The following is a 26901-nucleotide window of genomic DNA, read 5'->3' on the forward strand; positions in this document are numbered from 1 at the left end:
GTGAGTGCGCAGCACACCCCCACAACGAACTCGCCGCATCCCTGTCAGGGATGCGGCGAGAGTCGGCGAGCGGGGCGCGGGGTTCAGCCCCCGTGCTGGCCGCCCATGGACGAGAGCTGGGTCACTGCGCTTCCGGCGAGCTTCCAGTCACCGTCGACCTTCACGTACGCGAGGGTGAGATCGACCGGCTGGGGTGCATGCGGGCTCTTGAGCGAGACGGTCGCGACCGCCTTGTCGTCACCGTCGGCCTTCACCTCTTTCACCGTGTACACCTCGGGGGTGTAGCCCGCCATGTTCGACGCCTTCGCATAACCCTGGATGGCGGCCTTGGTGACCGGGTTCGTGGTGTCGACGACAGCGTCGAGTTCCTCGGACGAGGTGGCCGGGTCGACCGACTTGCGCAAGATCACCTGAGCGTCGTCGGTGCTCAGCCCGACGACGGCCTGCTTGGCATTGCTTGCCGCCGACGCGACCGCTGCGGACGCGCCGCTGGCGGCACTGCTGACAGTGTCGTTCGCCTCGTCGGAGCAGCCGGCGACGACCAGCATCGTCGCTCCGGCGAGCAGCGCGGCGGCCACGGACTTCCGTACCTTCATTTCGTCTCCTCCTCTTGGGTGAGCCAACACTAACCTACGCATATGAGGCGCCATCGCCGGAATTAATCGGACCGTGGTCCGGTTAGACTGGATGACATTCGCATCCGCATCACACACAGGAGGCGTGACATGCAGTTCGGACTCTTCAGCGTCAGTGACATCACGGTCGATCCCACCACGGGAAGGATGCCGACCGAGCACGAGCGGATCACGGCGATCGTGGAGATCGCCAAGAAGGCCGAAGACATCGGTCTCGACGTGTTCGCGCTCGGTGAGCACCACAACCCCCCGTTCTTCTCGTCGTCCCCGACCACCACCCTCGCCTACATCGCCGCCCAGACCAGCACGCTTCAGCTGTCCACCGCCACCACGCTGATCACCACCAACGACCCGGTGAAGATCGCCGAGGATTTCGCGATGCTGCAGCATCTCGCGGACGGACGCGTCGACCTCATGCTCGGCCGGGGCAACACCGGCCCGGTCTACCCCTGGTTCGGTCAGGACATCCGCCAGGGCATCCCGTTGGCCATCGAGAATTACCATCTGCTGCACCGACTCTGGACCGAGGAGGTGGTCGACTGGGAGGGCAAGTTCCGTACCCCGCTGACCTCGTTCACGTCCACGCCGCGGCCGTTGGACGATGTCGCGCCGTTCGTGTGGCACGGCTCGATCCGCAGCCCGGAGATCGCGGAGCAGGCCGCGTATTACGGCGACGGGTTCTTCGCCAACAACATCTTCTGGCCCAAGGAGCACTTTCAGCAGTTGATCGGTTTCTACCGCGAGCGTTTCGAGCACTACGGTCACGGCGCGGCGAACCAGGCAATCGTCGGGCTCGGCGGGCAGTTCTTCATCCGCAAGAACTCACAGGACGCGGTGCGCGAGTTCCGCCCGTACTTCGACAACGCGCCGGTCTACGGACACGGTCCGTCTCTGGAGGAGTTCACCTCCGAGACGCCGTTGACCGTCGGCAGCCCACAGGAATTCGTCGACAAGACGCTGTCGTTCCGCGAGACCTTCGGGGACTACCAGCGCCAGCTGTTCCTGGTGGATCATGCCGGTCTGCCGCGCAAGACGGTGCTCGAGCAACTCGACCTGCTCGGTGAGGTCCTGCCCGATCTGCGGGCCGGCTTCGCGCAGGGCCGTCCGGCGCAGGTACCCGAGGCGCCGACCCACGCGTCACTGGTGGCTGCCCGGGACGCCGCCGATGCGGGCCGCACAGGTCGGCCCGAGGAGGTTCGCTCGTGAGCATCCGTGTGGTGGCGGTCAACGCCGGACTCGGTGACCCGTCGTCGACCCGCCTGCTCGTCGATCGGCTCGTGGACGCCGTGATCGAGGATGCGGCGCGCGACGAGCTGGCCGTCGACGTCGAGGTCATCGATCTCCGTGATCACGCCGTCGACATCGCCCGGTCGCTTACGACCGGATTCGCGGTCGGCGATGTGCGCGGCGCAGTGGATGCGGTGCACCGGGCCGACGGATTGATCGTCGCCACACCGGTTTTCAACGCGTCCTACAGCGGATTGTTCAAGTCGTTCTTCGACCTCGTCGAGGTCGACCGGATGCATGGTGTGCCGGTGGTGGTCGCGGCCACCGGCGGCAGCCCACGGCACTCGATGGTGCTCGATCATGCTCTGCGCCCGCTGTTCGCCTATCTCCGCGCGATGGTCGTGCCGACCGGGGTGTACGCGGCGGCGCAGGACTGGGCGGGCACGTCGGATGACACCGCATTGCTCTCCGACCGAATCCGTCGTGCGGCAACCGAACTCGTCGTCGCGGTGCGTCCGGGCCACCCACTCTCGGCGGCCGGAGCACCGGTGCACGGAGCTCGTGCGGACGTGCACGATGGTCGCGGGGGTCAGTCGGCGAAAGAGGCGGCCGGCATCGCCAATTTCGCAAAGCTGTTGGGCGAGCAGGCCTGATCGGCGACGGGCGTCAGGCTCGTCCGGGCGTGTTGTGCCGTGGACGCAGGTGCGTGGTGGGCAGGGCAGGCGCCGGCAGGTGCTGCACGTCGCCCTGGTAGCCCTCGACCTGCCCGAATCGCTCGCTGTGATCGGTCCACTCCTGCCGGTAGCGGACGATGTCGTCGTGGCTGCGCCCCAGGAAGTTCCACCACATGATGATCTCTTCGTCGAGTGGGGTGCCGCCGATGATCACCAGCCGCGCCTCCTCGTCGGCATCGTTGCGCAACCGCAGGTGGGTGGCCCCGACGCCCACGTAACCCATTTCAGTGCGCTCGAGGGGGGCGGTGGGGGAGTCGACGAGCCGGATGCGGCCCGCGTCGACGAGGATGCCGTGTTCGAACGACGAGGTGACCGGTAGTTCGATCTCGGCGCCGGGGACCATGGTGATCTCTGCCCCCACCAGCGGCGTGAACGTGTGGACGGGCGACCGTTCGCCGAGCAGTTCCCCGAGGAACACCCGCAGGGCGATACCCTCGCGCTCGACCACGGCCGGGACGTGGTGTGCGAAATCGCGTGGAGTGTCCGCCGCGGATTCCGGCAGGGCGATCCACAGTTGCACGCCGTGCAGCATCGTCGTGTCGGGTGTCGAGACCTCGGTGTGCGCGATTCCGTGACCCGCGGTCATCAGATTCAGCTCGCCCGGTCGGACCATCGCGTGATTGCCCAGCGTGTCCCGGTGTTCGATCTCGCCCGAGAACAGCCAGCTCACCGTTTGCAACCCGGTGTGGGGATGCGGCGGAACGTCCATGCCACCGGTCGCGGAGACGTCGTCGGGGCCGTAGTGGTCGGCGAAACACCATGCGCCGATCAGCGACCGCCTGCGTTGCGGCAGCGTGCGATGGACCGTCATCGCCCGCGGGCCGCCAAGGGGGACGTCGCGGGCGGTCAGCACGTCCATGGTCGGCCGCTGCGAGGAACCCGACGCGCCCGATCTGCAGTCGAGCTCGGGCGGTTGGATCTCGAGATTGCTCATGGGCCATCCTCCGACGTGGGGCTGTCGGTCTCAGTCTAGAGAAGCGCGGCGCCGGCCCTGCCGACATCGGCTGTGGTTACCATGCGACGAGCACAGACAGCGATGGAGGAGCGAGATGTTCACCGTCAGCGTGGTGATCCCGGTGTACAACGAAGAAGACGTCATCGAGGCATGCCTGGAACACATTGCAGCCCAGACCCGTGCACCGGATGAGTGCATCGTCGTCGACAACAACTGCACCGACCGGACGATCGCCGTCGCCGAGTCGTTCGCCGATCGGTTGCCCATCCGCATCGTGACGGCACCGCGACAGGGCGTAGTGTGGGCCCGCGATGCCGGTTTCGACGCGTCCTCAGCCGACATCATCGGTCGGATCGACGCGGACACGCGGCTGGATCCGAACTGGTGCAAAGCACTCGCCGAGTTCATGACCGCACGCCCAGATGTCGCCGCCGTCACCGGCTTCGACTACCTGTACGACGTCCCGCGCCAGGACCGCTTGGAGAATCGGCAGCGGCGCAACGCCGCACGCTTCGCAGAGGGCCGAGAAGCGTTCACGCTGGCGGGCAACAACATGGCGATTCGCCGTACCGCGTGGGAATCGGTGCGGTCGCAGGTGCCGAACCTTCCCGGGACCCACGAAGACATCGATCTGTACTTCACCCTGTGCGAGGCCGACGCGGTCGTGTGGGTGGTGCCGGGAATGCTGGCCGCCGTGTCGCCGCGCCGATTCCGATTGAGCCCATGGGCCAATCGAGAGTATCGGGCCGCGGCCGTGCGGACCACCAAGCTGCATGGTCGGCGTCGGCAGGCGGTGTTCATGGTCGCGCAGTCACCGCTGCTGTACACGTCCCTGCTCATCTGGTGGGTGCGGGTGAAGCCCTTCGATCCCGAGACGCGGACGTGGCGACCATGGCGACTCTTTGCGCGCGAGGACAAGCGGAAGTCGCCGATGACCACCGACCAGGACTGACGCCGTCAGCCGTCAGGATGCCAGGTCGCGCGCGATCTTCGGCCAGGTCCGGCGAAGGTCGTCCTGCCAGTAGCCCCAGGAATGGGTGCCATTGGGTCGCACGCTGACGTCCGCGGGGATGTGGAGGTCCGAGAGACGCCGCTGCATCTGGCTGGTGCACTGTCCGACGGCAGCCTCGAGGACCCCGCCGACCATGGTCTGGTTGGCCAGCCACGCGGCGTCACCCTTGACCGAGGGATCGTTCAGCGTCTCGTGCGGGCCGGGGAGCCCGTTGCCACTGGTCATGTAGATCTTGGTCCCCCGCAGCTTCTCGGCATTGAGGTAGGGATCGTTCGCGCGCCACACCGGACCACCGGGCGGCCCCCACATGCTGGTGACCTTGCGGGTGCTGAAGCTCTCGACGACGATCCGGACGTAGGCCTCACCGAGCGGATCGGTGGTGCGGGCACATCCGCTGAACGCGCCGACGGCGCGATAGAGCTTCGGTGCGGCGATCGCCAGGTTCAACACCGACGTGCCCGACATCGAGATGCCGCCGATGGCGTTGCGTCCGGTGGTCGAGTAATGCTCGTCGATGAGCGGGGGCAGTTCCTTCGTCAGGAAGGTCTGCCATTTGACGCGTCCGAGTTCGGGGTCGTTGTGCAGCCAGTCGGTGTAATACGAGGCGGCACCCCCGACCGGCGTCACGACATAGGCCTTCTTGTCGGCGAAGTACTTCTTGTAATCCGTGCGAGCCGCCCACGTCGCCCCGTCCTCGCCGCCGCCTGCACCGTTGAGGAGGTAGAAGACCGGAGACGGTGTGCTGCGGTCACGCGGGGTGAGCACCTCCACCGGGAAGCTCTTTCCCATCGCGGCCGAATACACCGTCAAGGTGTCCTGCTGCGGACCGTCGTGGACAACCTTCACGATCCGCGACGTCGCAGGCGCGGCCTTGGCGATGCCGGCCGCGGAGAGCAGTGCTGCCACCGAGCCGACGACGATCAACAGAACCATCATCGGGCGCCTGATGGGGCTCACAGTGCGATTCACTCCTTCACTCCGGGTGCGACGTCTGCCGGGAATCGACACGTCGAGGCCAGCCCACGCGTGGCGGGCGGACGAACTCACAAGATAGTCGTTCGGCGGTCGCGCTTTGTTACACCGAGGTCACGGAGTGGCCGAGATGACGGTCGCATCCTCGAAGGCCATCGTCACCCGGGAGACCGACGACGACATCAGTGCGTGCTTGCTCAGCTTCAGTGAACGCAACTCGTCGGCGATCGGGTGGGTGCCGAGCACGAGGTCGGCGCCGCCGATCCGGGTGCGGGTGCCCGAGGCCGAGGTGAGTCGCCACGGTGTCATCCGCAGAACGCCGTCGAGCTGGGAGTATGCGTTGAGCACGGTGTCCTGCGCGGAGTCGGGGACACGGATACCGGGCCGCACCGTCAGGTCCGCGACGAGTTGTCCGTCGGAGACGATGCGTCCGTGCTTGGTGCCCGAATCGTGGTCGACCTCGAAGTCCGCGAGGGTCTTCGGGAACCCCCAGATGCCGCGGCCTGCGGCGAGGGTGAAGTCGCCGTCGACCGGCAGATGATGGATGAGCGCACGCGCATCGCCACCGATCAGTGATCGCAGGGCCGTGATCGGCGACGACGGAGGCTGCGTCGGGTCCTCGACCAGGAAGCAGACGCCGAACTCGTTGTACGGACCGAGGTCGCCGTCGACGTAGTCGACGAACACGAGCATGCACATCGTGCGCCCGGGACGGATGCGCAGCGGACGCGGATAGGTGCCGCCGACGTCGCCACCGCCCCAGATCGCGCGTTCGACAGCAGCACTGTCCGCGGTGAAGCCGGCGACGAAGCACCGGGCATGCCGGATCTCGACCGGCATGGTGACGGTGGTGCCCAGTACGTCGTGGGTGGATGCGGCAGAAGCCATCGACGAGTTCTCCTCGGGATCGAGCGGAATCGGATCAACTAGAACATGTTCTCGTTTCCATGGTGCCAGGTCGACTGTCCGTGGGCCAGGGGATCGACGCAACTGCTGCGCGGTCGCCGGGTTGCACGCCGGCGCCGACGGTGCTGCCGATACCCTCGAGTGCAGAAGTGCGGACCGGGAAGGGATGCGATGACACCGGATGGGCCGGCGATACTGCGGGTCGGGATGGTCGACGATCACCCTTCTCCGGTGTGGGGCATCGAACGCATCCTGGATCGGCAGCCCGACCTGGAGCTCGCCTGCTCGGCGGCCACGGTCGGCGGCCTGCTCGGGCAGGGGATCAGGGTCGACATCGTCATCCTGGATCTGCGTCTCGACGACGGGACCACACCAGGTCAGAATGTGACCCGGTTGACCGAAGCGGGGATCGGCACCGTCGTGTACACATCCGGTGAACATCCTTCGCTGCTTCGCTCGGCGGCCCGGGCCGGCACCCTCGGTGTCATCCTCAAATCGGCATCCGAACAGGAGATCGTCGACGCCATCAGGTCGGCGGGGTCGGGCTGCGAGGTGTTGACCACCGAATGGGCGGCCGCGATCGATGCCGATCCGGAACTCGCGGCCGTCGACCTCAGCCCGCAGCTGCAGCGGGTGCTCACCCTGTATGCGTCGGGAGAGACATCCGCCGGCGTAGGGGCGGCCCTCGGGGTGACGGCGGAGACGGTCAACGAGTATCTCAAACGCATCCGCCAGAAGTACGCCGCTGCCGGGCGACCCACGCGGACGAAACTCGATCTGTTCAAGCGTGCCGTCGAGGACGGCTGGCTACCGGTTCCGGGCCGGAACTCCGCGGCCGACCGGTCGTCGCGCCGGGACGGGCCCGGTCGATTCGAGGATTGACCGGCGCATCCGAAACTGCTCGGTCGGTCACATCGCCGTCAGCCTGCCCGGGTGCGCACACACATGATGTCCCCAGTTCTGGGTCTAACGCTCTCGGCATCGAATGCCTAATGTTCATTACCTGTGGTGCGGTCTTGCCTGGGGGACTGGGGCGCTCCGTGGGACAACAGACCGTATTCCGCACACGGTTGCGCAGAGCGAAGGATGACCAGTGACCGCCATTTCCCGAGTGCCGATTCACTTGACGCGCGACGCGGCCGCCCGCCGCGGCGACAGCGGCGTCCCCGCGCCGCACGACCTCGCGGCAGATGGGGTGCGGTCGGATCGCGGGGTGGCCCGCATCTCCGACCACCGCAACTACGACGGCGCGATGACGTCACATCGACGTCCGGTGCTCTCCGCACGCGAGGTGGAGGTGCTGCTCGGGTGGCTCGCCGCCGAGTCGAAGGAAGATGCCGCTGCCGCCCTGTTCATCTCGGCGTCGACGGTCAGCACCCACCTGGCCCGGATTCGGGCGAAGTACTCCGCGGTCGGACGGGATGCGCCGACCAAGACGCACCTGCTGGCCCGGGCCCTCCAGGACGGATACACCAGCCTCGATCGCTGGTGACCGACCGGCGTTGCGGGCGGGTGGTGGGTCGGACCGTCAGCGCAGGTCGGCGGCCATCCGCGGCCAGGTCTGGTGTAGGTCGTCCTGCCAGTAACCCCACGAATGCGTCCCGTTCGGTCGTAGTTTGACGCTGGCCGGGATGTGGAGGTCGGCGAGCCGCGTCGCCATCTGCCTGGTGCACTGGTCGATCGCGGCCTCGATCAATCCGCCGAGTGCCGCCTGGTTCGCGAGGAACAGGGCATCGCCACCGACCATGGGATCGCTCAGTTGCTCATGTGGTCCCGCCAGGCCGGTGCCCGCGGTCATGTAGAGCTTGGTCCCGCGGAGCTTCTGCGCGTTGAGGTACGGGTCGTTCGCGCGCCATCCGGGCCCGTTGCGGGGGCCCCACATGTTGGTCATGTTCGCTCCGCCGCGATCCTGCACGACGAGCCGGATGTATTCCTGCCCGAGCGGGTCGCTGGTGCGGGCGCAGCCGCTGAAGGCCGCGACGGACTTGTACAGACCGGGTGCGGCGATCGCCAGGTTCAGTACCGAGGTGCCTGCCATGGAGATCCCGGCGAGGCCGTTGCGCTTGGTGGTGTTGAACTCGGCGTCGATGAGCGGCGGGAGTTCCTTGGTGAGGAAGGTCTGCCATTTGTTGCGACCGAGCTCCGGATCGTCGCGCTGCCAGTCCGTGTAATAGGAGAAGGCGCCGCCGATCGGTGTCACCACATACGCGTTCTGGTCGGCGAAGAACTTCTTGTAGTCGGTCCGGGCATCCCACGTCGCCGAGTCCTCGCCGCCGCCTGCGCCGTTGAGGAGGTAGAGGGTGGGACTCGGGGTCTTCCGGTTGCGTGGGGTCAGCACGGTGACCGGGATGTTGCGTCCCATCGAAGCCGAGTGGACCATCAGCGTGACCTGCTGAGGATCGTCGTCGTATCGGCTGACGACCTGGGATTGCCCCGCCGCCCGGGAGATGCCGGGTACGCCGGCGACCAGTGCCGCGACGGTTGCGACCACCGTCAGGATCGCTCCCACGAGGAGGCGCTGACTTCTTCCCACGATGCACTTCCGTTCTGATCCGAGCGCGTGGCTGCTCAGTCTAGGTGATGAACCCGACCGTGCTCCAGGGGCCCGAGACGCGGTGAACCCGCGCCTGATGTGTGACTCTTTGGATACCTTGGTGAGGTGACTTCGACAGGTGCGGACAACGACACCGATCTTCTCCGAACGCTCCTGGCCGATGCGGCGCTCGGCGACCGAGGGTCGTTCGCGCGTCTCTATGACCTCACGAGCGCTCGGATCTACGGCCTGGCCCTTCGTGTCGTGCGCGACCGCAACTACGCCGAGGAGGTGGTTCAGGAGGCCTATCTTCAGTTCTGGCAGAAGGCAGCCGACTATCACCCGGCGCGCGGCACGGTGATCAGCTGGATGATGACGATCGCACACCGCCGCGCCGTCGACCGGGTGCGGACCGAAGAGCTGCAGCACCGCAAGGTGGCGGAGTACGGTGCCACCAACCAGGCGCCGGCGGGAATGCCTGCGCCGCTGGAGATCGTGGTCGATCGTGAGGAGAACGACGAGCTCCGGGCGTGTCTGAACCGGCTGACCGATCTGCAACGTGACAGCATCGAGATGTCGTATTTCAGCGGGTTGAGTTATCCGGAGGTCGCTGAGCAGACCTCGACTCCGTTGCCCACCATCAAATCCCGCATCCGGGATGGATTGCGTAAGCTGCGCAACTGCTTGAGGAGCCAGAACGATGCCTGACACCGACTGGCTCGACGACCACGTCGAGCTGTTCGCCGTGGACGTCCTCACCGCAGCCGAGAACGCCCGGGTGCAACGCGAATTGGACGGGCTCTCGCCGGTGGAGCGCCGGATCTATGACGCCCGCATCGCCGATACCTGCTCGGCGATGGCCGATCTCGCGAGTACGTATGCGCTCGATCCGCCGAATGCGCTGCGCGATCGTGTTCTCGAGACGGTCTTCGCCGCCACCGTCGACAGGCAGGCGGCGGACGCGGGCGGGGCGGTGGCCGGCGGGCCGGACGAACCGGTTCCGCCGCAGCCGGATCGGCCGGGAGCGCAACACGGCGACAACGTGGTGCCGATGGACCGACGTCGCCGGCGCCGCCGACTGGCCACCGCCGTCACCGCTGCTGCGGCCGCGGTCGTCGTGGCGCTCGGCGTCGGTGTGATCGTCGGCCGGACGACTGCTCCCGAGCCGCCCGCCTCCTCCACGGTGGCCGAATCGGATCAGCAGGTGCTCGACGTCCTCAAGGCGCCCGACGCCCAGCTCGCCGTCGGTGACCTGCAGGACGATCGTGGCACGATGTCGGTGGTCACCTCCCGTGAGCGCAACCAGGCGGTCGCTCTGCTCCGTGACCTCCGCAATCCGATACCCGACGATCGCGAATTCCAGCTGTGGCTGGTCGGCAAGGCCGACAACCCGGTCTCGGCGGGATTGATCCCGCCGGGTGGCGCCGACTCGCCGTCGCTCGTCGAGGACCTGGACAGCTCGACGGTGCTGGCGGTGACGATCGAACCGCGGGGCGGTTCGGCCCAGCCCACGACACCCATCCTCACCCAGATCCAGCTGTGAGACATACCGTCCCGGATCAGTCGATCCGGGACGGTATGTGAGCCGCTATGCGGTGGACCTGCGATAGAGGATGAGCGACAACGGGATGCACACTGCCAGGATGGCGACACTGCACCCGATCGAATAGCCGACCGCATGTTCGGCCACCCAGCCCGTGGGGGCGGGGAAGTCGGGCGGCGAGGCGTTGCCGAATTTCTGGCGGCAGGCGGTGGCGACCGCCGTGACCGGGTTCCATTCGGCGATCGGCCGCAGGAAGCCCGGCAGGCTCTGGGCCGAGATGAACGCACTCGACAGGAAGGTCACCGGGAACATCCACAGGAACCCGATACTCTGGGCCACTTCGACATTGGGTGCTGCCAATCCGGTGACCGCACCGATCCATGCCATCGCCAGCGCGAACAGCAGCAAGACCCCGAAGGCGATGGCCGCGTCCAGCGCGCTGCCGCGCACCCGCCAGCCGATGGCGAGTCCGCAGGCCACCATCACGCCGAGTCCGAGGATCCCGAGCAGCATGTCGGAGGTGACCCGGCCCGCGATGACGCCGAGTCGGGACATCGGCAGGGATCTGAGCCGGTCGATGATGCCGTCGGACATGTCGTTCGCCAGCCCGACGGTGGTGAAGGCGGCATTGAAGACCACTGTCTGGGTGAAGATCCCGGCCATCAGGAACTCTCGATACGATCCGCCGCCGAAGGTCGCGCCGAAAACGTAGGCGAAGAGGAACACGAACATCAGCGGCTGGATCGTGGCACTCACCAGCAGGGTCGGGATTCGTCGGACGGTCAGGAGGTTCCGTTCGACGATGACGGCGGTGTCGGCAAACATCACACGCGCTCCAATCGTTCGGTGCGGGCCTGCGCCGCGTCGGCGTCGGGGTCGTCGTCGGGGTCACCGTCCTCCGGTCTGCCGGTGAGGCGCAGGAAGACGTCGTCGAGCGTCGGTGTGGTCACCTCGGCGTCGATCACGTCGATGCCGGCGTGGTCGCAGACCTTCACGGCGTCCACGCCGCTGCGGGTGCCGTCGGCGACCGGCACCGACCACCGATTGGGTCCGATGCGGCTCGGCATCCCGAGTCCGATCTCGGCGAGGGTGGTGGCCACCAGCCCGGACCGCTCGTCGGAATCGTCGGCCTCCCGCACCTCGATGGTCAGGATCGACTGTGCGGTGGTCGATTTCAGCTCGTCGGCGGTGCCCTGTGCCCGCACGCGTCCGTGATCGATGACGGTGATGGCGTCGGCGAGGGCATCGGCTTCCTCGAGGTACTGGGTGGTCAGCAGCACGGTCGTGCCGGCGGCCACCTGGGCCTCGATGACCTCCCAGATCTGGCGTCGTCCACGAGGATCGAGCCCGGTGGTCGGTTCGTCGAGGATGATCAGCTCGGGCCGGTTGATGAGGGCGCCGGCGAGGTCGAGCCGGCGGCGCATGCCACCGGAGTAGGTGCGCATCGGCCGGTCGGCGGCATCCTCGAGCGCCAGGTCGGCAATCAGTTCACGGGCGCGGTCGGATGCTTCGCCGCGGGACTGCTTGTACAGCTGGCCGACCATACGGAGGTTCTCGAACCCGGTGAGAGTGCCGTCCACGGCGGCGTATTGGCCGGAGACGCCGATCCGGGCGCGCACGGCGTCCGGTTCGGCCACCGCATCGAGTCCACAGACCTCCACCTCTCCCTCGTCGGGCCGGAGCAGGGTTGCGACGGTCCGGACGGTCGTGGTCTTGCCCGCGCCGTTGGGCCCGAGCAGCGCATGGACGGTGCCGGTCGGGACGGTGAGGTCCAGGCCGTCGAGCGCGTGGACCCGCGGCCCGCGCCCGAAGAGGCCGGAGCGATACGTCTTTCGCACGTCCGTCAGCCGGAGGGCGTGCGTACCGCCGATCTCCTCGACGGCGTCGGTGCGGTCACTGGTGCGGTCGGTGGCGTCAGTCATGCTGTGCCGTCCCAATGCGGTCCTCGCTCCCCTTCTCAGCCGCGGCCGCTTCCATCGCCCGGATGAGGCTGGCCGGCCGCATGTCTCGCCAGTTCTCCTCGACGTAGGCGAGGCAATCATCGTGTCCGGCGGGTCCGTGCATGATGCGCCAGCCCTCCGGTACGGGGGCGAATTCGGGCCAGAGCGAGTGCTGTCCTTCGTCGTTGACCAGCACGAAGAACACTCCTTCGGTGTCGTCGAACGGATTTGTCATGCGTCCTCCTGGTTGGGTGTTCCGTTGTCGGTGGTCAGATCGGTGGTGACCGGGGCCGTCGTATCGTCGATCGCGGCGGCGAATCCGGTCACGTTCTCCGGCAGCAACATTCGCGCATGTGTGCAGTGCACGACCGTCTCGGCGATCTCGCCCGAGACGTGATCGCGCCAGTCGTCCACGGCGGGACGCCCCGGTGGCGGGTCGGCCGCCGCGGTCACGAAGGTCATGTCGCCGCGGAACACACCGGGACGCCAGTGAGCGGCCAGCGGTGTCGCATGCCGGAACGTCTCGTGGACGGCGGTGAAGTCGGCCTCGGTGAGTCCGGCGAGCGGGCCGCCCGCGGCGCGCACGGCCCGCCACGCGTCGGTGACCGTCGGCTCGTGTCCGGCCTCGGCCGCGGTGATGCCGAACTCGGCCAACAGTTCCGAGACCGAGGGTTCCGTCGCGAGGTCGGGACGGTCGGCGAGCACGAACGAGTCGAGCAGCACGAGTTGAGCAACCTCCTCGCCCGCGTCCTGGAGCGCGATCGCCACCTCGTGGGCGATGAGTCCACCGAGCGACCAACCCACCAGGTGATACGGCCCATGTGGGGCGACGCTGCGGATTCGGGCCACGTAGTCGGCCGCCAGCTCGGAGATCGATGGGGCCGGCGCCTCGCCCGTGAGCGTCGGATTCTGCAATCCGTAGACCGGTCGATCCGACGTCACGTGTGGCAGCAGCGACGCGAAACTCCACGACAGTCCGATCGCCGGGTGGATCACGAACAGCGGAGGTTGCGCCTGCTGCGCGTGCGCCGACGGCCGGCGAAGTGCCAGCAGCGGCTCGAAGCCCACTCCGGAGATCGGCGGCGCACCGCCGGGTTCGCTGCCGGCCCGGCGGCCTGCCGTCTCGGCGACCGCGGCCAGTTCGGCGACGGTCGGCGCGGAGAACAGCGTCTGGACCGGAACCTCGCAGCCGAGCAGGTCGCCCAGCCTGGCCGCGACAGTTGTGGCCATCAGGGAATTTCCGCCGAGATCGAAGAAGCCGTCGTCGGCGCCCACCGAATCGTCCTCGAGATCGAGCACCTCGGTGAAGACCGCCGCGATCTGCTGCTCGATGCCCGGACGCGGCGCCCGTGACGGGGATGCGCCCGACGCCACCGGCAGCGCCTCGCGATCGAGTTTGCCGGTCGGCGTGAGTGGCACCTCGTCGAGCTGGGTGATCGACGAGGGCAGCATGTGCCGCGGGAGGCGCGATCCGAGGTGGGCGCGGACGCCGTCGGTGTCCAGCGCCGCACCCGGGTACGTGGTCACGTAGCTGCGCAGCGTCGGAGCCCCTGCCGACTCGTCGACCACGGTGACCGCGAAGTCGACTGCGGGGTGGGCAGCCAACGCATCGTCGATCTCCCCGAGCTCGATGCGGAAGCCGCGCACCTGCACCTGGTTGTCGGCACGGCCGACATATTCGATGCGGCCATCGGGCATCCAGCGCACCAGGTCACCGGTGCGGTACATGCGGTGACCGGCGCGCTCGTCGCCGGCGACCATCGGCGCCGGGACGAACCGGGTCGCAGTGAGCTCAGGTCGCCGGTGATAGCCGCGGGTGACCTGGTCACCGATGAGGTAGAGCTCACCGACCACGCCGATGGGCACCGGATGCAGCCGCCGATCGAGTACCAGCGCGCCCACCCCGCTGTTCGGGGTGCCGATGGTCAGGGGCCGGCCCGGCTCCAAAGCGTTGCTGCCGGTGATGATCACGGTGGTCTCGGTCGGGCCGTAGACGTTGAACATCATGCGTCCCGGAGCCCACCGACGGACCAACTCGGCTCCGAACGCCTCGCCGCCGACGGCGAGTTCGCGGAGTCGCGGCACCTGCGCGGGGTCCATCGTCGCGACCGCCGCCGGGGTGATGAATGCATGACTGACCTGATGACGGCCGATGAACCGCTCCAGTTCGGTACCGCCGTAGATCTCCGGCGGGACGATCGCGAGCGCCGCGCCACCGGCGGCCGCCATGAGGAACTCCAGCACCGATGCGTCGAAGCTCGGCGATGCGAAATGCAGCACACGGGAATCGGTGTCGGGCCGCATCCGGGTCGCCAACTCGTCGTGGACGGCCGCGAGACCGCTGTGCGGGACCAGGACGCCCTTGGGCCGGCCGGTGGAGCCCGAGGTGTAGATGATGTAGGCCAGTTGGTCCGTGCGGACCGGCGCGGCCCGTTCGCTGTCGCGGATCGGTGCGGGCGACGAATGACCCAATCGGGTCCGGGTGGACAGATCATCGAGCACCAGGACCGGGACGTCGTCACCGAAACCCGCACGGCGCGACGATGTGGTGACCACCATCGACGCCCCGCTGTCGTCGAGCATGTGACGGATTCGCTCCGAGGGGTAGGTCGGGTCGACCGGCACGTATGCGGCGCCGGACTTGATGATCGCCCAGATCGTCACGATCGCCTGGATCGATCGGGGGATGGCCATCGCGACAACGGTTTCCGGCCGGTCGCCGACGCCGCGGCCGAGTAGGACGCGAGCCAGTCGATTCGATCGTGCATCGAGGTCGGCATAGGTGATGGCGTCGCCGTCGGTGACCGCTGCCCAGCCCTCAGGGTTGCGTCGGACCGCATCTGCCAGCAGGTCGCCGAAGGTTGCCTGCCGTGCCGCGTCCGACCCGGAGGCGGGGCTGACCGCCGCCACCTCGAGCGGGTCGGTGATCCGGATGTCCCCGACCGCGCGTTGCGGGTCGCAGATGAAGGCGCGCACGACACGCAACAGCCGCGTGACGATCTGTTCGGCATCCGTGCGGGAGTATCGCGCCGCCGCATAGGTCAGCTCGACGGCCGCCTCGGATGCGGCCGGTGCCATCCCGGTCACGGTGAACTGCATGTCGAATTTGGCGGTACGCGTGCCGATCTCGGACAGTCCGAGCGTGAGCTCGTCGGTCATCGGGATCGATCCGTCGCCGTCGAGCGCCGACTCGGCGAAGTCGTGCACCGACAACGCGATCTGGAAAAGCGGATGCCTGCCGATTTCACGAGTGGGGTTGACGTCGGAGACGACGTCGTCGAACGGGGCATCGAGGTGGTCGAGTGCCGCGAGGTCGGCGGCTCGGGTCACGTCGAGCAGGTGCGCGACGGATTGCTCCGGTGACAGGCGAGTTCGCAACGCCAGGGTGTTCACGAACATCCCGACGACGCGGTCGTAGCCGGCCGAGGATCCGCGCGGCGCACGATTGGCAACCGGGGTGCCGATGACGATGTCGTCACCGATGCCCAGACGGTGCAGGAGGACCGCGAGAGCGGTGTGCAGCACCGCGAACGGAGTGGTCGAGTGTTCGCGGGCGAACTCGGCGAGCCCGACCCGGAGGTCATCGTCCATCGCCGTCACCACCGACGCACCCTGGTCGCCGCCGGGCTGATCGGCGGGTGACGAGACCGGGATCGTCGACTCGGCCGGTGCCCCGTACAGGACCTCGGCCCAGTACCGACGGTCGGTCTCGGCGGAGTCCGAGACGTCGCCGTCGCCGGCGATCTCGAGTGCGTAGTCGCGGTAGTCGGCGATCGCCGGCGCCCACGTCTCGGTGCGCCCGTCGGCACGCTCGGTGTAGGCGCTCACGAGATCACCCATCAGAATGGGCAGCGAGGCGCCGTCGGCGGCGATGTGATGGATCACCAGCACCAACGTGTGTTCGTCACCGTCGTGTTCGATGACCGCGGCGCGCAGCGGTGGATCCGCGGTGACGTCCATGGGCGCGAGCAGCCGACGCCGTTGCGCCTCGTCGTCCGATGCGATCGGGGTGAGGTCACCGACGATGCCCGCCGCATCGTCGAGCACCACACCGACCGGTTCGTCGTCGATCAGCGGGTAGACGGTGCGCAGGGAGGCATGCCGGTTCACGAGGTCGATCAGCGTGTCGCGGAGGATCTCCCGATCCAGCGTGCCGGTCAGGCGGACCGCAAACGGCATCAGGTAGTCGGTGGCGTCGGGCGCCGTGCGCGCCAGCGACCACAGGCGACGCTGGACCGGTGCCAGCGGCACCCGTGTGGGCCGTGGCCGATCGGCGGCGGGCTCGGGCCGGGTGGGCGCGTCGGCGGCCACCGCGCCTGCAGGGACCAGACGCGCCAATCCGGCGATGGTCGGCGTGTCGAAGATGTCCCGCACGCGCCACTCCACTGCCGGATAGGTGTGATTCAGGCGTGCGACCACCGTGGTCGCCTGCAGGGACGTCCCGCCGAGTCCGAAGAAGTCGTCGTCGGCGGAGACGGCCCCGGTGTCGATGCCGAGGACATCGGCCAGGATCGCCATGACCGCGGCCTCGGCGGGGGTGGCCGCCGCGCGACCACCCGGATCGGCCGCGGTGACCGGCTCGGGGAGTGCCGACCGGTCCAGTTTTCCGTTGGTGGTCAACGGGATGCGGTCGAGGACGGTGACCGATGACGGCACCATCTGGCGGGGGAGCCGGCCACGCACCGTGTTCCGCAGGTCGCCACCGGTTGGTGCCGTCGCCGGATCGGTGTGCTCGAGCAACGTCACATACGACGCGAGGACGGCGTCGGCACCGGTCCCGCGGACCAGCGTGGTCGCGAAGTCGACGTCGGGGTGCGCGGCGAGCGTGGCCGAGACCTCGTCGAGCTCGATACGGAAGCCGCGAACCTTGACCTGGTTGTCGGTGCGGCCGTGATAGATCAGCGATCCGGTCAGGTCGCGGTGCACGATGTCGCCGGTTCGGTACATCACGGTTCCGGACCCGTCCGGCGCCGCGACGAAGCGGGATGCGGTGACGTCCGGGCGTCCTAGGTACCCGCGCGCCACCCCCGGCCCGGACAGGTAGAGCTCACCGGGCACCATCGACGGCACCGGATGCAACCGGTGATCGAGGACCAGGGCGCTGCACCCGGGTATGGGTGTGCCGATGGTGATCGGATCCCCGGGACGCAGCGGCTCGGAGGCGGTCGAGACGATCGTCGTCTCGGTGGGGCCGTACTGGTTCAGATAGCGCCGGCCCGCGCCCCACTGAGCGACCAGGGCAGGGCTCGATGCTTCGCCGCCGACACCCAGGGATCGGAGGGCGGGGAGGTCGGAACCGGTGGCGGCCGACAGTGCCGCCGGGGTGATGAACGCGTGTGTGACCTGTTCGTGTGCCATGAACTCCACGAGTTCGTCGCCGCCGTAGATCGAGGCAGGGGCGACGACCATCGTGGCGCCCGACGCGAAGGCCATCAGGAATTCGAGCATCGACGCGTCGAATCCCGGCGAGGCGAAGTGGAGGGTGCGGTCTCCCTCACCTGTCTGGTACTGCTGCTGTTGCGCGGCAGCGTAGGCGGCGAGACCGCGATGGGTCACCGTGACGCCCTTCGGCTTTCCGGTCGACCCGCTGGTGTACACGACATACGCCACCGTGTCCGGATTGCGCCGCACGTCGCCTGCGGCGATGCCCGCGTGATCGCTCACGACCGGGAGCAGATCGAGCTCGTCGGTGGTCAGCCACCAGAGATGGTGCGGTAGTTCGCCGAACCGGTCCGGCCCGGTGATCCCGACGACGGCCCGTGCGTCGTCGAGCATCTGTGCCACCCGATCGGACGGGTAACGAGGGTCGAGTGGGAGCACGGCCGCCCCGACACGGGTGACCGCCCAGGTGGCGACAACCGATTCCGCCGAGCGGTCCATCGCCACGGCGATCACGTCCTCGGCGCCGACGCCCAGGATCTCGAGGCGGGCGGCCCACCGCGCGGCTCGACGATCCAGTTCTGAGTAGGTGAACGAGCTCTCGCCGTCGCGAAGCGCGACGGCGTCCGGATGCGCGGTGACCGTGGACTGCAGGATGTCGGCGAGGTGGCGTGGCCGCGCGAGTGCCGCGACAGGCTCCGGCCCGCCGATCGACAACGGAAGATCGTCGATCGGCCGCTCGGGATCGGCGACGATCTGTTCGGTGATCTCGACCAGTGCCCGCGCGATCGCCTCCACACGTTCACGACTGAAGACGTCGGTGGCATAGGTGAATCGCGCCGTGTCGCCGCGCAGACGCAGTTCGAGATCGAAACGAGCCGCGCCGGTGTCGACCTCGTGCGCGGACACCTCGAGTCCGTCGAGATGGACGTCGACGCCGAGCGCGGAGTTCGAGGCCCCGGCGGGCACCGCGTCGAACGCGAGCGCGATGGAGAAGATCGGATGTCGGCCCGTCCGTGGTGGATTGACCGTCGACACCACGTTCTCGAACGGCATGTCGGCCTGCGACAGGGCCTCGAGGTCGCGGGGCCGGATCTCGTCGAGCAGATGGGTGAACCCGGCCGACCCGTCCACCGGGGTGCGCAGCGCCACCGAATTCACGAACATGCCGACCAGGTCGGACAGCCGCGGGTCCGTGCGGCCCGCCACGGGCGTGCCGATCACCACATCCGACGGCGTGCCGCCGACATGGGTGTCCGGGTCGGCGTGCAGCCGGTGCAGGAGTGCCGCGAAGACCGCATGGATCGTCATGAAATCCGTTGTCCGGCCGCCTGAGATGGCGCCCAGCGCAGTTCGTAGCGCGCTGTCGAGTTCCACCTCCACCACACCGGCCGCGGCGGTGCTGTCGCCGTCGGAGGGCGCCGGGGCGGGCTCGGGGATCAGGATGGGGGTGGAGTCGAGACCGTCGAGCTCTCGACCCCACCACCCGGCCAGCTCGTCGAGCCGGCCCTCCAGATTCTCGGCCTGCCACCGGAGATAGTCGCGGTAGCCGACCGGGAGCGCGGCCTGCGACGGTGATCGACCGTCTCGCAGTTCCGCATAGGCGCCGGCGATGTCTCGCGCGAGCGGCGCCATCGACCATCCGTCGGCAGCGATGTGATGCACGACGATGGTCAGCTTGTGGTGGCCCTCGCCGCCTTGGTCCCTGGCGTCCTCGTCCTCGGCGCCGGACCCGGTGACGATGCGATGCAGCATCACCCGGATCGGTGCCTGGGTTGTGAGGTCGAAGGCCGTGCGCGCCAGGCGCTCTGCCTCGGCAGCCCATTCGCCGCCGTCGATCTCTGTCGGCGTGAGATCCAGGGGCACCGCGTCGGCGGGCAGGATGTCGATGACCGGGTTGCCGTCGTGCGCAGGAAAGACGGTGCGCAACGGTTCATGGCGCTCGACGGCGTGACGGAGCGCCCCGTCGAGCGCGGCCACGTCGAGATCACCGCGCAGATCGAGCGCGAACGCGATGTTGTACTGGCCGGCCGTCCCCGATCCACGTCGCTCGGTGTTCGGACCCGAGGGTTCCTGTGTCAGCTGATTGAGGAACCAGAGCTGTTGCTGTGCGGGTCCGGGTTCGATCACGAGATCGGCATCGTGACGCAGGGTCGCCAGTGGCCGATGATCGGCACTGACGGCGTCGGCGGGCTCCACGAGTCGTGCGATCTCTTCGACCGTCGAGTGGTCGAAGATGTCGCGCACCGCGATGCGGCGACCACCGATCTGTTCGAGCTGTCCGACGATCTGTGTGGCGGACAACGAATTCCCGCCGAGGTCGAAGAAGTCGTGGTTGCGGCCGACGTCGGTGACGTCGAGACCGAGCTGGTCGGCGACGATGGCGGCCACCGCTCGCTCGGTGTCGGTACGCGGTGCGACATGGTCCACGCCGCCGACGGCCGAGTTGTTCGCGGTCGCCGGGTCGGGCAGGGCTCGCATGTCGACCTTGCCGATGGGGGTGGTCGGGATCGCGTCGAGCTCGATGATCGTGTGCGGGATCATGTGACGCGGGAGACGGTGGGTGAGCCGCTCGCGGACCGCGCGGGCGGTGTCGCCTGCGGGTCGCTGCCGTGCCGCGTCCGCGACGGTGGGCTCGATGGTCACATACGACACCAGGCGGGTCTGTGCGCCTTCGCCGGCGGTGGTGGTGACGGCGGCCGTGACGGCGTCGTCGGTGACCAGGGCGGCATCGATCTCACCGAGTTCGATGCGATGGCCGCGGATCTTGGTCTGGTGGTCGGCCCGGCCGCGGAACTCCAACTCTCGGTCGGTGTTCCAGCGCACCAGGTCGCCGGTTCGGTACATCCGGTCGCCGGGGTCCCCATACGGGTTGGCGACGAAGCTCTTCGAGGTCAACGGCCGAACGCCGTGGTAGCCACGGGCCAGGTGCGGTCCCGCGATGTAGAGCTCGCCGACGGCTCCAGGTGCGACCGGACGTAACCGTTCGTCGAGCACCATCGCGGCGATGCCGCGGATCGGACGTCCGATGGTGAGGGCACGGGCGTCCGGGGCGATGTTCTCGGAGATCGTCGCCACCACCGTGGTCTCGGTCGGGCCGTAGGCGTTGAACAAGGCACGTCCGGCCGACCAGCGACGCACCACCTCGGGATTGGGGTGCTCGCCGCCGATGACCAGCGCGGCGAGGTCGGGAAGTTCCTCGGGCGACATGGTGGTGAGCAGCGACGGCGTGAGGAAGGCGTGGGTGATCCGTTCCGACCGCATCAGGTGAGCGAGTTCGGTGCCGCCCACCGTGTTCGGCGGTGCGACATGCATCGTCGCCGCGGCGGACACCGCCATCAGCACTTCGAGCACCGAGGCGTCGAAGCTCGGTGACGCGAGGTGCAGGGTGCGACAGCGCGGGGTCAGCCCGAAGTGGACCACCTGCTGCGCGGCGAAATCCGCGAGACCACGGTGGCTCACCACGACGCCCTTGGGCTTGCCGGTGGTCCCCGAGGTGTAGATCAGATACGCGGGATGGTCGACAGATGTGGGTCCGTCGAGCTCGTCTGCACGAATCGGGCTGTGGGACAGACTCTCCCGCGTGGCGGCGGTGGCCGGGTCATCGAGGACTACGGTCTGCGGTGCGTCGTCGCCGCGAGCGCCGACGATGTCGCACGACGGTGCCGACGCCGTATCGGTGACGAGGAGCCGGGCGCCGGAATCGTCGACCATGAACGCGATGCGCTCCGGTGGGTAGTCGGGGTCGACGGGTACCCACGCGGCGCCGGTACGGGTGATCGCCCACAGGGTGACCATCCAGTCGGCGCTGCGCGGCAACGAGACCGCCACATGGCGTTCCGGTCCGGCACCGTGCGCGATGAGCAGCCGCGCGAGACGGTTGGCCGCCGCGTCGAGTTCGCGGTAGGTCAGGACCGACGTGCCATCGTTCACCGCTACGCGATCGGGTTCGGCGTCGACGGCGCGGGCAAGGATGCGGCTCAGATGTTCCACCGGTCGGCGGCCTGCACCGACCGCCGGCACGAGGTCGAGTTGCTCGTGTGGGTCGAGGAGGGAGATGTCGCCGATGGAGGTCTCCGGGCGAGCGGTGACCGCATCGATGAGCCGGACCAGACGCGTCGACAGGACCGCGACCGTCTCACGATCGAACAGCGCTGTCGCATAGTCGATGTCGATGCCCAGCCCACCGGGACCGCCGTCGGAATCGGTGTGCTCGGTGAAGGTGAACTGCAGATCGAACTTCGTCTGCCCGATCTCCACGCGTGACGCGGTCGCGCTCAGCCCAGCGAATTCCAGTTCGATCGCCGAACTGTCCTCCACCGCGATCGACACCTGGAAGAACGGGTGGATGTTGCCCGACCGGTCCGGGTTCAGATCGGTGACGAGGCGATCGAACGGGAGATCCGCATGTGCGAAGGCCTCCAGGTCGCGACGGCGCACGTCGGCGACCAGGTCGGTGAACCCCGCGCCCTTGTCCACCTCGGTGCGCAACACCACCGTGTTGACGAACATGCCCACGAGGCCGTCGATCTCGGCGTCGCCACGACCGGACACGGGGGTGCCGACTGCGATGTCGGACGACGTGGACAGGGTGCGCAGCAGCGCGGCGACCGCGGCGTGCAACACCATGAAGGTGGTCGCGTCGTTCTCGTCGGCCAACGTGCGCAACGCCCGATGGCGGGGCGCCGAGATCCCGGTGTGCAGGGTGGCGCCTGCGGAATCGGGAGTTCGCGGTCGAGGGCGATCGAAGGGGAGCTCGGTCTCTCGGGGGGCGCCCGCGAGTTGCTCGGTCCAGTACTGCAGGTCGGCATCGACCGGCGAGCCGGGGCCGAAATCCGTCAGCCACGCGTGGCGAGCCGCGCTCACCTGCGAGTAGGTCAGCGGCAGTGCGGGCCAGTCGGGCTCGGTGCCGTCCCGGCGCGCACGATAGGCGGCCGCGAGGTCGGCGGCGAGTGGCGCCAGCGACCACCCGTCCGCGGCGATGTGGTGGATGACGACCGTCAGCCGGTGGTCCTCGTCGCCGGTGCGGACCAGACGTGCCCGGATCGGCAGCGAGCGGACGAGCTCGAATGGCGCGGCGGCATACTCACGGGCACTGGTGATCTCGGCGCGGTCGCCGCCGGTCGCGTCGAAGAGGCCGAGCTCGACATGGGTCGCAGACGCGTCGGTGACCTCCGCGTAGGCGATGCCGTCGCGTTCGGCCACCGTCGTGCGCAACGGTTCGTGGCGGCCGACCACGTCGTTCAGAGCCGCCCGCAGAGCGTCGACGTCGAGCTCGCCGACCAGACGGACGGTGAACGGGATGTTGTAGGTTGCGGCGGCCTCCGGATCGAGACGCGCGGCGAGCCACAGCCGGTACTGGGCGGGGGAGAGCGGAATGGGCCCGTCGACGTGGTCGACGGTGGTGTCGGGGGCCGCGGTGGCCGACTGCAGCGTCTGCTCATCCACCCCGAGAGCGGTGATCGTCTCGGCGATGCCGACGAGTTCGGCGCTGTCGAACACGGCGCGCAGATCGATCCGCCGCCCGCTCGCTCTGGAGAGCCGAGCGGCCACACGGGTCGCCGACAGCGAGTTGCCGCCGAGTGCGAAGAAGTTGTCCGACATCGAGACCTGGTCGGTGCCGAGCACGGCGGCGACGGTGTCGGCCACCAGATGTTCGATCGGCCCCTCCGGTGCCACATTCTCCGTGGACGCCTGCCGGGGCGGGGCAGGCAGTGCACGGCGGTCGAGCTTGCCGTTGGCGGTCGTCGGCAGTTCGTCGAGAACGACGATCGCCGTCGGGACCATGTGCTCGGGGAGACGGTCGGCGAGCTCGGCCCGCAAGGTGCGGTCGGTGAGATCCTCGCCGCTGACATATCCGACGACGGCGGCCTCGTCGGCCACCACGTCGTCGCGGATGATCACACCGGCGGCACGGACGCCGTCGAGGCTGCTCAGGGCGGCCTCGATCTCGCCGAGTTCCACCCGCTGGCCGCGGATCTTGACCTGAGAGTCGGTGCGTCCCAGATATTCCAGCTCGCCGTCGCCGCGACGCCGTACCAGGTCGCCGGTGCGATAGAGGCGTGTGCCGCCGCCGTACGGGTCGGCCACGAAACGCGCTGCGGTCAGATCCGGCCGGTTCCGGTAGCCGCGCGCGAGCTGGATGCCACCGAGGTAGAGCTCACCGATCGCCCCGATCGGCTGCGGCGCGAGCCGATGATCGAGGACCTGGGCCGTGGTGTTCCAGACCGGCGCTCCGATCGGCACCGCACCGGCATCGGATGTGCAGTGATCGTGGAAGGTCACGTCGACGGCCGCCTCGGTGGGGCCGTAGAGGTTGTGTACCGGCGCATCGGTCAGGCGTCCGACCGCCGCCACGGTGTCCGGGGTGAGTGCCTCGCCACTGGTGACGATCCGGCGCAGTGACCGCAGATCGTCGACCGCGCCGTCGTCGCCGCCGTGCGCCGCGGCGAAGGCCGACAACATCGACGGAACGAAGTGGGTGGTGGTGACGGCGTGCCGGGCGATGACATCGCGCAGGTACCAGGGGTCGCGGTGGCCGTCCGGGCTGGGTATCACCATCGTCGCCCCGGTGACCATGGGCCAGTAGAACTCCCAGACCGACACGTCGAAGGTGGCCGGGGTCTTCTGCAACACGCGATCGGAGCTGTCGAGGGCATACCGGGATTGCATCCACGTCAGCCGGTTGACGATCGACCGGTGACTGATGATGACGCCCTTGGGCTTGCCGGTCGAGCCGGAGGTGAACAGGACATAGGCGGGATGATCGGCATGTGGCCGCGCCGGGCGGGGGGTGTGGACCGCATGGCGTCCCCGCCCGGGGTGGGCGTCGGTCCGGAGCTCGTCGAGACCGACGGTGTCGACCTCGTGGTCGGCCACGGCGTCCCCGCCCGCGGTGATCACCACGGCAGGCCGCGCGGTCTCCACGATGTGCTGCAGGCGTGCTGTCGGTTCGGCCGGGTCGATCGGCAGGAACGCCCCGCCCGCGAGAGTCACGCCGTGCAGTGCGACGATCTGTTCGACACTGCGCGGGAGTGCAACGCCCACAACCGATTCCGGCCCGATCCCGCGGGCCCGCAGGCCATCGGCGACCGACCTTGCGCGGGCGGCGAACTCGGCGTGGTCGAGGGTTTCACCGTCGACATCGATGATCGCGGTCGCGGCGCTGTGGCGGCGGGCCGAGTCGGTGAGCAGATCCACCAGGGTGGTCTCACCGAGATCGACCACCTCGCCGGTCGCGCACCGCTCGGCGACCGTTCCCTCGTCGTCGGAGAGCAGCGGGATCGAGGTGATCGGCCGGCCGGGATCGGCCAGCACGAACCGCTCGACGAAGGAGACGATCCGGTCATGGTGTCGCTCGATCTCGTCGGGGGCATAGACATTCGGGTTGGCCTCGAGATCGAGGCGCATACCACCGCTGAACCCGTCGTAGACGTTGATCGACGCGTCCTCGACGGGGCCGGTGGACAGGACGGTGAGCTCGCCTCGGAGCGTGCCGAAATCGATGTGTTCGAAGAACAGCATCACGTTGACCATCGGGCCGAAGAAGCCGCGGCGTCCGCCGGGTGACCCGAGTACGTCGGCGGTGATGTCCTCGTGACGGAACTTCTGGTGGCGCACAGCCTGTTTGATTTCGTCGTTCACCGCTCGGAGGAAGTCGCCGAGCGTCACCGGGTCCGCGTCAGGTGCACCGATTCGGGCGCGCACCGGCACGACGTTCGAGGTGAGTCCCGCCGATGTGCGCAAGATGTCGCGGTCGCGGGCGGCGACCGGCAGACTCAGCATCGCCTCGTCGCGGTCGGCGAAGCGGGCGAGGTAGACGGCGACCGCCGCGGTGATCACCGAGGCGGGCCGGACGCCGTGGTCACGGGCGATTTCACGGATGCGTTCGACGAGGGGCGGGGCAAGCGTGCGCGCCCGCACGGTGGCGGTGGGGGCGGCGGCCGCGGCCGCCGAGGACAGGGAGGTGACCTCGGGGAGCGAGCCGGCGTCGTCGAGAAGGTGGTCCGCCCAGTACTGGCGGTCCTCTGCGAAAGCCTCTGAAGAGCGGTACTTTTCGTCGAACTCGGCGATCTGGGCCATCGACGCGATGTCGGCCGGCGGTACCTCGACCGCACCGACGATCGCGGTGTAGTGCTGGGCGACACGCATCATCATGTACATCGCGGCGTAGCCGTCGAAGGCGAGGTGGTGACCCCAGCAGTACCAGATGTGGTGCTTGTCACCGAAACGCAGCAGATAGGTCTGCAGGAGTTCGTCGCGGTAGAGGTCTGTGGCGCGTGAGCGGTGTCGGTCGATCCACGCCATCGCCTCGGCGCGCGGATCGTCGGCGTCGGAGAAGTCCCGTCTGCCGAGGATGATCGAACGATCGTCGTCGACCAGCGTGACCGGCTCACCGTCGTCGGTGGCGATCAGGCGTAGGCGGCCCGACTCGGTCTCCTGGGCGGTGGCGGCGACGGCGCGTTCCATCACATCGGGATCCACGTCGTCGCGGAACTCCGCGAACGCCGCCACCGACATCGGCACCTCGGGATCGAGCTGCTGGGCGTAGAAGATGCCGCGCTGAGCGGCGGTCATCGGGATCGCGCCGTGGGGGGCGGTGTTCCCGATATCGGTCCGGATGGCGTTGTCGGTGGTCACGCGGTCCTCCCTCTGGTCGGCTGGTGGCTCGGCGGGTTGCCGGTGCGTCGGCCGTCTGTTGGGTGCTTCGCGCGGGACAGTGGTGCAGATTGGTCTGGATCTCGATTGCTCGACGGCCCCAGCGCTCCCCGCCACCCGGCGCCCAGGTTTGCCTGTCGAGGCCTCACTCAAACCCCGGGCCGCAAACCCGGGCGAGGGTCGTATCGTCGGGAGAGCGGGTCGGGCGGGAGTGCGATTTGGTTCCGACCTGCGGTTTCCCCTACACTTGTGGGGTTGCCTGCGGCACAGCTGTGTCGCAAATCGGCTCGTGAACCCACTGGGATGACGGTCTGACGCCATGTCGGACGCAAAACCCCAGGCAGGCGCGTGTCCGGTGGTGACGGACCGTGTGCGTCGGGTCGGCAATCCGACGGACATCAACATCC

General features: G+C 68.4%; 16 protein-coding genes. 7 read left to right on the plus strand and 9 right to left on the minus strand.

Translation table 11 applies throughout. The features are described from left to right. Window positions 1-83: 83 nt before the first annotated feature. Complete coding sequence (locus tag GTV32_RS21715) at window positions 84-596, minus strand: DUF4878 domain-containing protein (RefSeq protein WP_161062078.1); 513 nt, start codon at window positions 594-596, stop codon at window positions 84-86. 129 nt (window positions 597-725) lie between these two features. Between GTV32_RS21715 and GTV32_RS21720 the strand changes: the two genes are divergently transcribed. Then, complete coding sequence (locus tag GTV32_RS21720; protein WP_161062079.1) at window positions 726-1841, plus strand: LLM class flavin-dependent oxidoreductase; 1116 nt, start codon at window positions 726-728, stop codon at window positions 1839-1841. Further along, entirely contained in the window at window positions 1838-2515 is a 678-nt protein-coding gene (locus GTV32_RS21725) for a CE1759 family FMN reductase (RefSeq protein ID WP_161062080.1), read from the plus strand. Before GTV32_RS21720 ends, GTV32_RS21725 begins: the two co-directional genes overlap by 4 nt. Before the next feature lie 13 nt (window positions 2516-2528). Here GTV32_RS21725 and GTV32_RS21730 read toward each other — a convergent pair whose 3' ends face one another. Continuing rightward, window positions 2529-3530, minus strand: a complete 1002-nt coding sequence (locus GTV32_RS21730; RefSeq protein ID WP_161062081.1) for a pirin family protein — start codon at window positions 3528-3530, stop codon at window positions 2529-2531. 115 nt (window positions 3531-3645) lie between these two features. On the opposite strand from GTV32_RS21730, the gene GTV32_RS21735 reads away from it, so the two are divergent. Next, window positions 3646-4503: a glycosyltransferase family A protein gene (locus tag GTV32_RS21735; RefSeq protein ID WP_161062082.1), complete on the plus strand. Its 858-nt coding sequence runs from the start codon at window positions 3646-3648 to the stop codon at window positions 4501-4503. 12 nt (window positions 4504-4515) lie between these two features. Here GTV32_RS21735 and GTV32_RS21740 read toward each other — a convergent pair whose 3' ends face one another. Together GTV32_RS21740 and GTV32_RS21745 are read right to left on the minus strand one after the other, a co-directional pair. Then, window positions 4516-5499 carry an alpha/beta hydrolase family protein gene (locus GTV32_RS21740; protein WP_161062694.1) on the minus strand — a complete coding sequence of 328 codons (984 nt, stop codon included), beginning with the start codon at window positions 5497-5499 and terminating at the stop codon, window positions 4516-4518. 150 nt (window positions 5500-5649) lie between these two features. Beyond that, on the minus strand, window positions 5650-6423 hold the full coding sequence (locus tag GTV32_RS21745) for an acetoacetate decarboxylase family protein (protein WP_161062083.1): 774 nt from the start codon (window positions 6421-6423) through the stop codon (window positions 5650-5652). Window positions 6424-6612: 189 nt separating this feature from the next. Here GTV32_RS21745 and GTV32_RS21750 point away from each other — a divergent pair, with 189 nt between their 5' ends. Together GTV32_RS21750 and GTV32_RS21755 are read left to right on the plus strand one after the other, a co-directional pair. Continuing rightward, window positions 6613-7323, plus strand: coding sequence for a response regulator transcription factor (locus GTV32_RS21750; RefSeq protein ID WP_237421605.1), 711 nt, complete (start codon window positions 6613-6615; stop codon window positions 7321-7323). Window positions 7324-7534: 211 nt separating this feature from the next. Continuing rightward, window positions 7535-7933, plus strand: coding sequence for a LuxR C-terminal-related transcriptional regulator (locus tag GTV32_RS21755; protein WP_343287413.1), 399 nt, complete (start codon window positions 7535-7537; stop codon window positions 7931-7933). 36 nt (window positions 7934-7969) lie between these two features. Here the strand turns inward: GTV32_RS21755 and GTV32_RS21760 are convergent, their stop codons facing one another. Beyond that, window positions 7970-8977 (minus strand): alpha/beta hydrolase family protein, encoded by a 1008-nt coding sequence (locus tag GTV32_RS21760; protein WP_343287466.1) that lies wholly within the window; start codon window positions 8975-8977, stop codon window positions 7970-7972. A gap of 123 nt (window positions 8978-9100) precedes the next feature. Here GTV32_RS21760 and GTV32_RS21765 point away from each other — a divergent pair, with 123 nt between their 5' ends. Further along, complete coding sequence (locus tag GTV32_RS21765; RefSeq protein WP_161062084.1) at window positions 9101-9682, plus strand: sigma-70 family RNA polymerase sigma factor; 582 nt, start codon at window positions 9101-9103, stop codon at window positions 9680-9682. After that, complete coding sequence (locus GTV32_RS21770) at window positions 9675-10517, plus strand: anti-sigma factor (protein WP_161062085.1); 843 nt, start codon at window positions 9675-9677, stop codon at window positions 10515-10517. The genes GTV32_RS21765 and GTV32_RS21770 overlap by 8 nt, the downstream gene beginning before the upstream one ends. 45 nt (window positions 10518-10562) lie before the next feature. Here the strand turns inward: GTV32_RS21770 and GTV32_RS21775 are convergent, their stop codons facing one another. The 4 genes from GTV32_RS21775 to GTV32_RS21790 are packed head-to-tail and all read right to left on the minus strand — an operon-like array spanning window position 10563 to window position 26476. Beyond that, a complete protein-coding gene (locus GTV32_RS21775; protein ID WP_161062086.1) occupies window positions 10563-11342 on the minus strand; it encodes an ABC transporter permease in 780 nt (259 codons plus the stop codon). Next, window positions 11342-12439 carry an ATP-binding cassette domain-containing protein gene (locus tag GTV32_RS21780; RefSeq protein WP_161062087.1) on the minus strand — a complete coding sequence of 366 codons (1098 nt, stop codon included), beginning with the start codon at window positions 12437-12439 and terminating at the stop codon, window positions 11342-11344. The genes GTV32_RS21775 and GTV32_RS21780 overlap by 1 nt, the downstream gene beginning before the upstream one ends. After that, window positions 12432-12692 carry an MbtH family protein gene (locus GTV32_RS21785; RefSeq protein WP_161062088.1) on the minus strand — a complete coding sequence of 87 codons (261 nt, stop codon included), beginning with the start codon at window positions 12690-12692 and terminating at the stop codon, window positions 12432-12434. The genes GTV32_RS21780 and GTV32_RS21785 overlap by 8 nt, the downstream gene beginning before the upstream one ends. Then, window positions 12689-26476, minus strand: coding sequence for an amino acid adenylation domain-containing protein (locus GTV32_RS21790; protein WP_343287414.1), 13788 nt, complete (start codon window positions 26474-26476; stop codon window positions 12689-12691). The genes GTV32_RS21785 and GTV32_RS21790 overlap by 4 nt, the downstream gene beginning before the upstream one ends. Window positions 26477-26901 lie beyond the last annotated feature (425 nt).

Origin of the sequence: Gordonia sp. SID5947, from assembly GCF_009862785.1 — a bacterium.
Classification (GTDB): Bacteria; Actinomycetota; Actinomycetes; order Mycobacteriales; family Mycobacteriaceae; genus Gordonia.

What these genes read in the sequence shown, in the direction of transcription:
- GTV32_RS21775 (WP_161062086.1), bottom strand. Translation starts at nt 11,342, where the DNA reads ATGTTTGCCGACACCGCCGTCATCGTCGAACGGAACCTCCTGACCGTC.
- GTV32_RS21730 (WP_161062081.1), bottom strand. Translation starts at nt 3,530, where the DNA reads ATGAGCAATCTCGAGATCCAACCGCCCGAGCTCGACTGCAGATCGGGC.
- GTV32_RS21715 (WP_161062078.1), bottom strand. Translation starts at nt 596, where the DNA reads ATGAAGGTACGGAAGTCCGTGGCCGCCGCGCTGCTCGCCGGAGCGACG.
- GTV32_RS21770 (WP_161062085.1), top strand. Translation starts at nt 9,675, where the DNA reads ATGCCTGACACCGACTGGCTCGACGACCACGTCGAGCTGTTCGCCGTG.
- GTV32_RS21720 (WP_161062079.1), top strand. Translation starts at nt 726, where the DNA reads ATGCAGTTCGGACTCTTCAGCGTCAGTGACATCACGGTCGATCCCACC.
- GTV32_RS21740 (WP_161062694.1), bottom strand. Translation starts at nt 5,499, where the DNA reads ATGATGGTTCTGTTGATCGTCGTCGGCTCGGTGGCAGCACTGCTCTCC.
- GTV32_RS21785 (WP_161062088.1), bottom strand. Translation starts at nt 12,692, where the DNA reads ATGACAAATCCGTTCGACGACACCGAAGGAGTGTTCTTCGTGCTGGTC.
- GTV32_RS21780 (WP_161062087.1), bottom strand. Translation starts at nt 12,439, where the DNA reads ATGACTGACGCCACCGACCGCACCAGTGACCGCACCGACGCCGTCGAG.
- GTV32_RS21735 (WP_161062082.1), top strand. Translation starts at nt 3,646, where the DNA reads ATGTTCACCGTCAGCGTGGTGATCCCGGTGTACAACGAAGAAGACGTC.
- GTV32_RS21745 (WP_161062083.1), bottom strand. Translation starts at nt 6,423, where the DNA reads ATGGCTTCTGCCGCATCCACCCACGACGTACTGGGCACCACCGTCACC.
- GTV32_RS21750 (WP_237421605.1), top strand. Translation starts at nt 6,613, where the DNA reads ATGACACCGGATGGGCCGGCGATACTGCGGGTCGGGATGGTCGACGAT.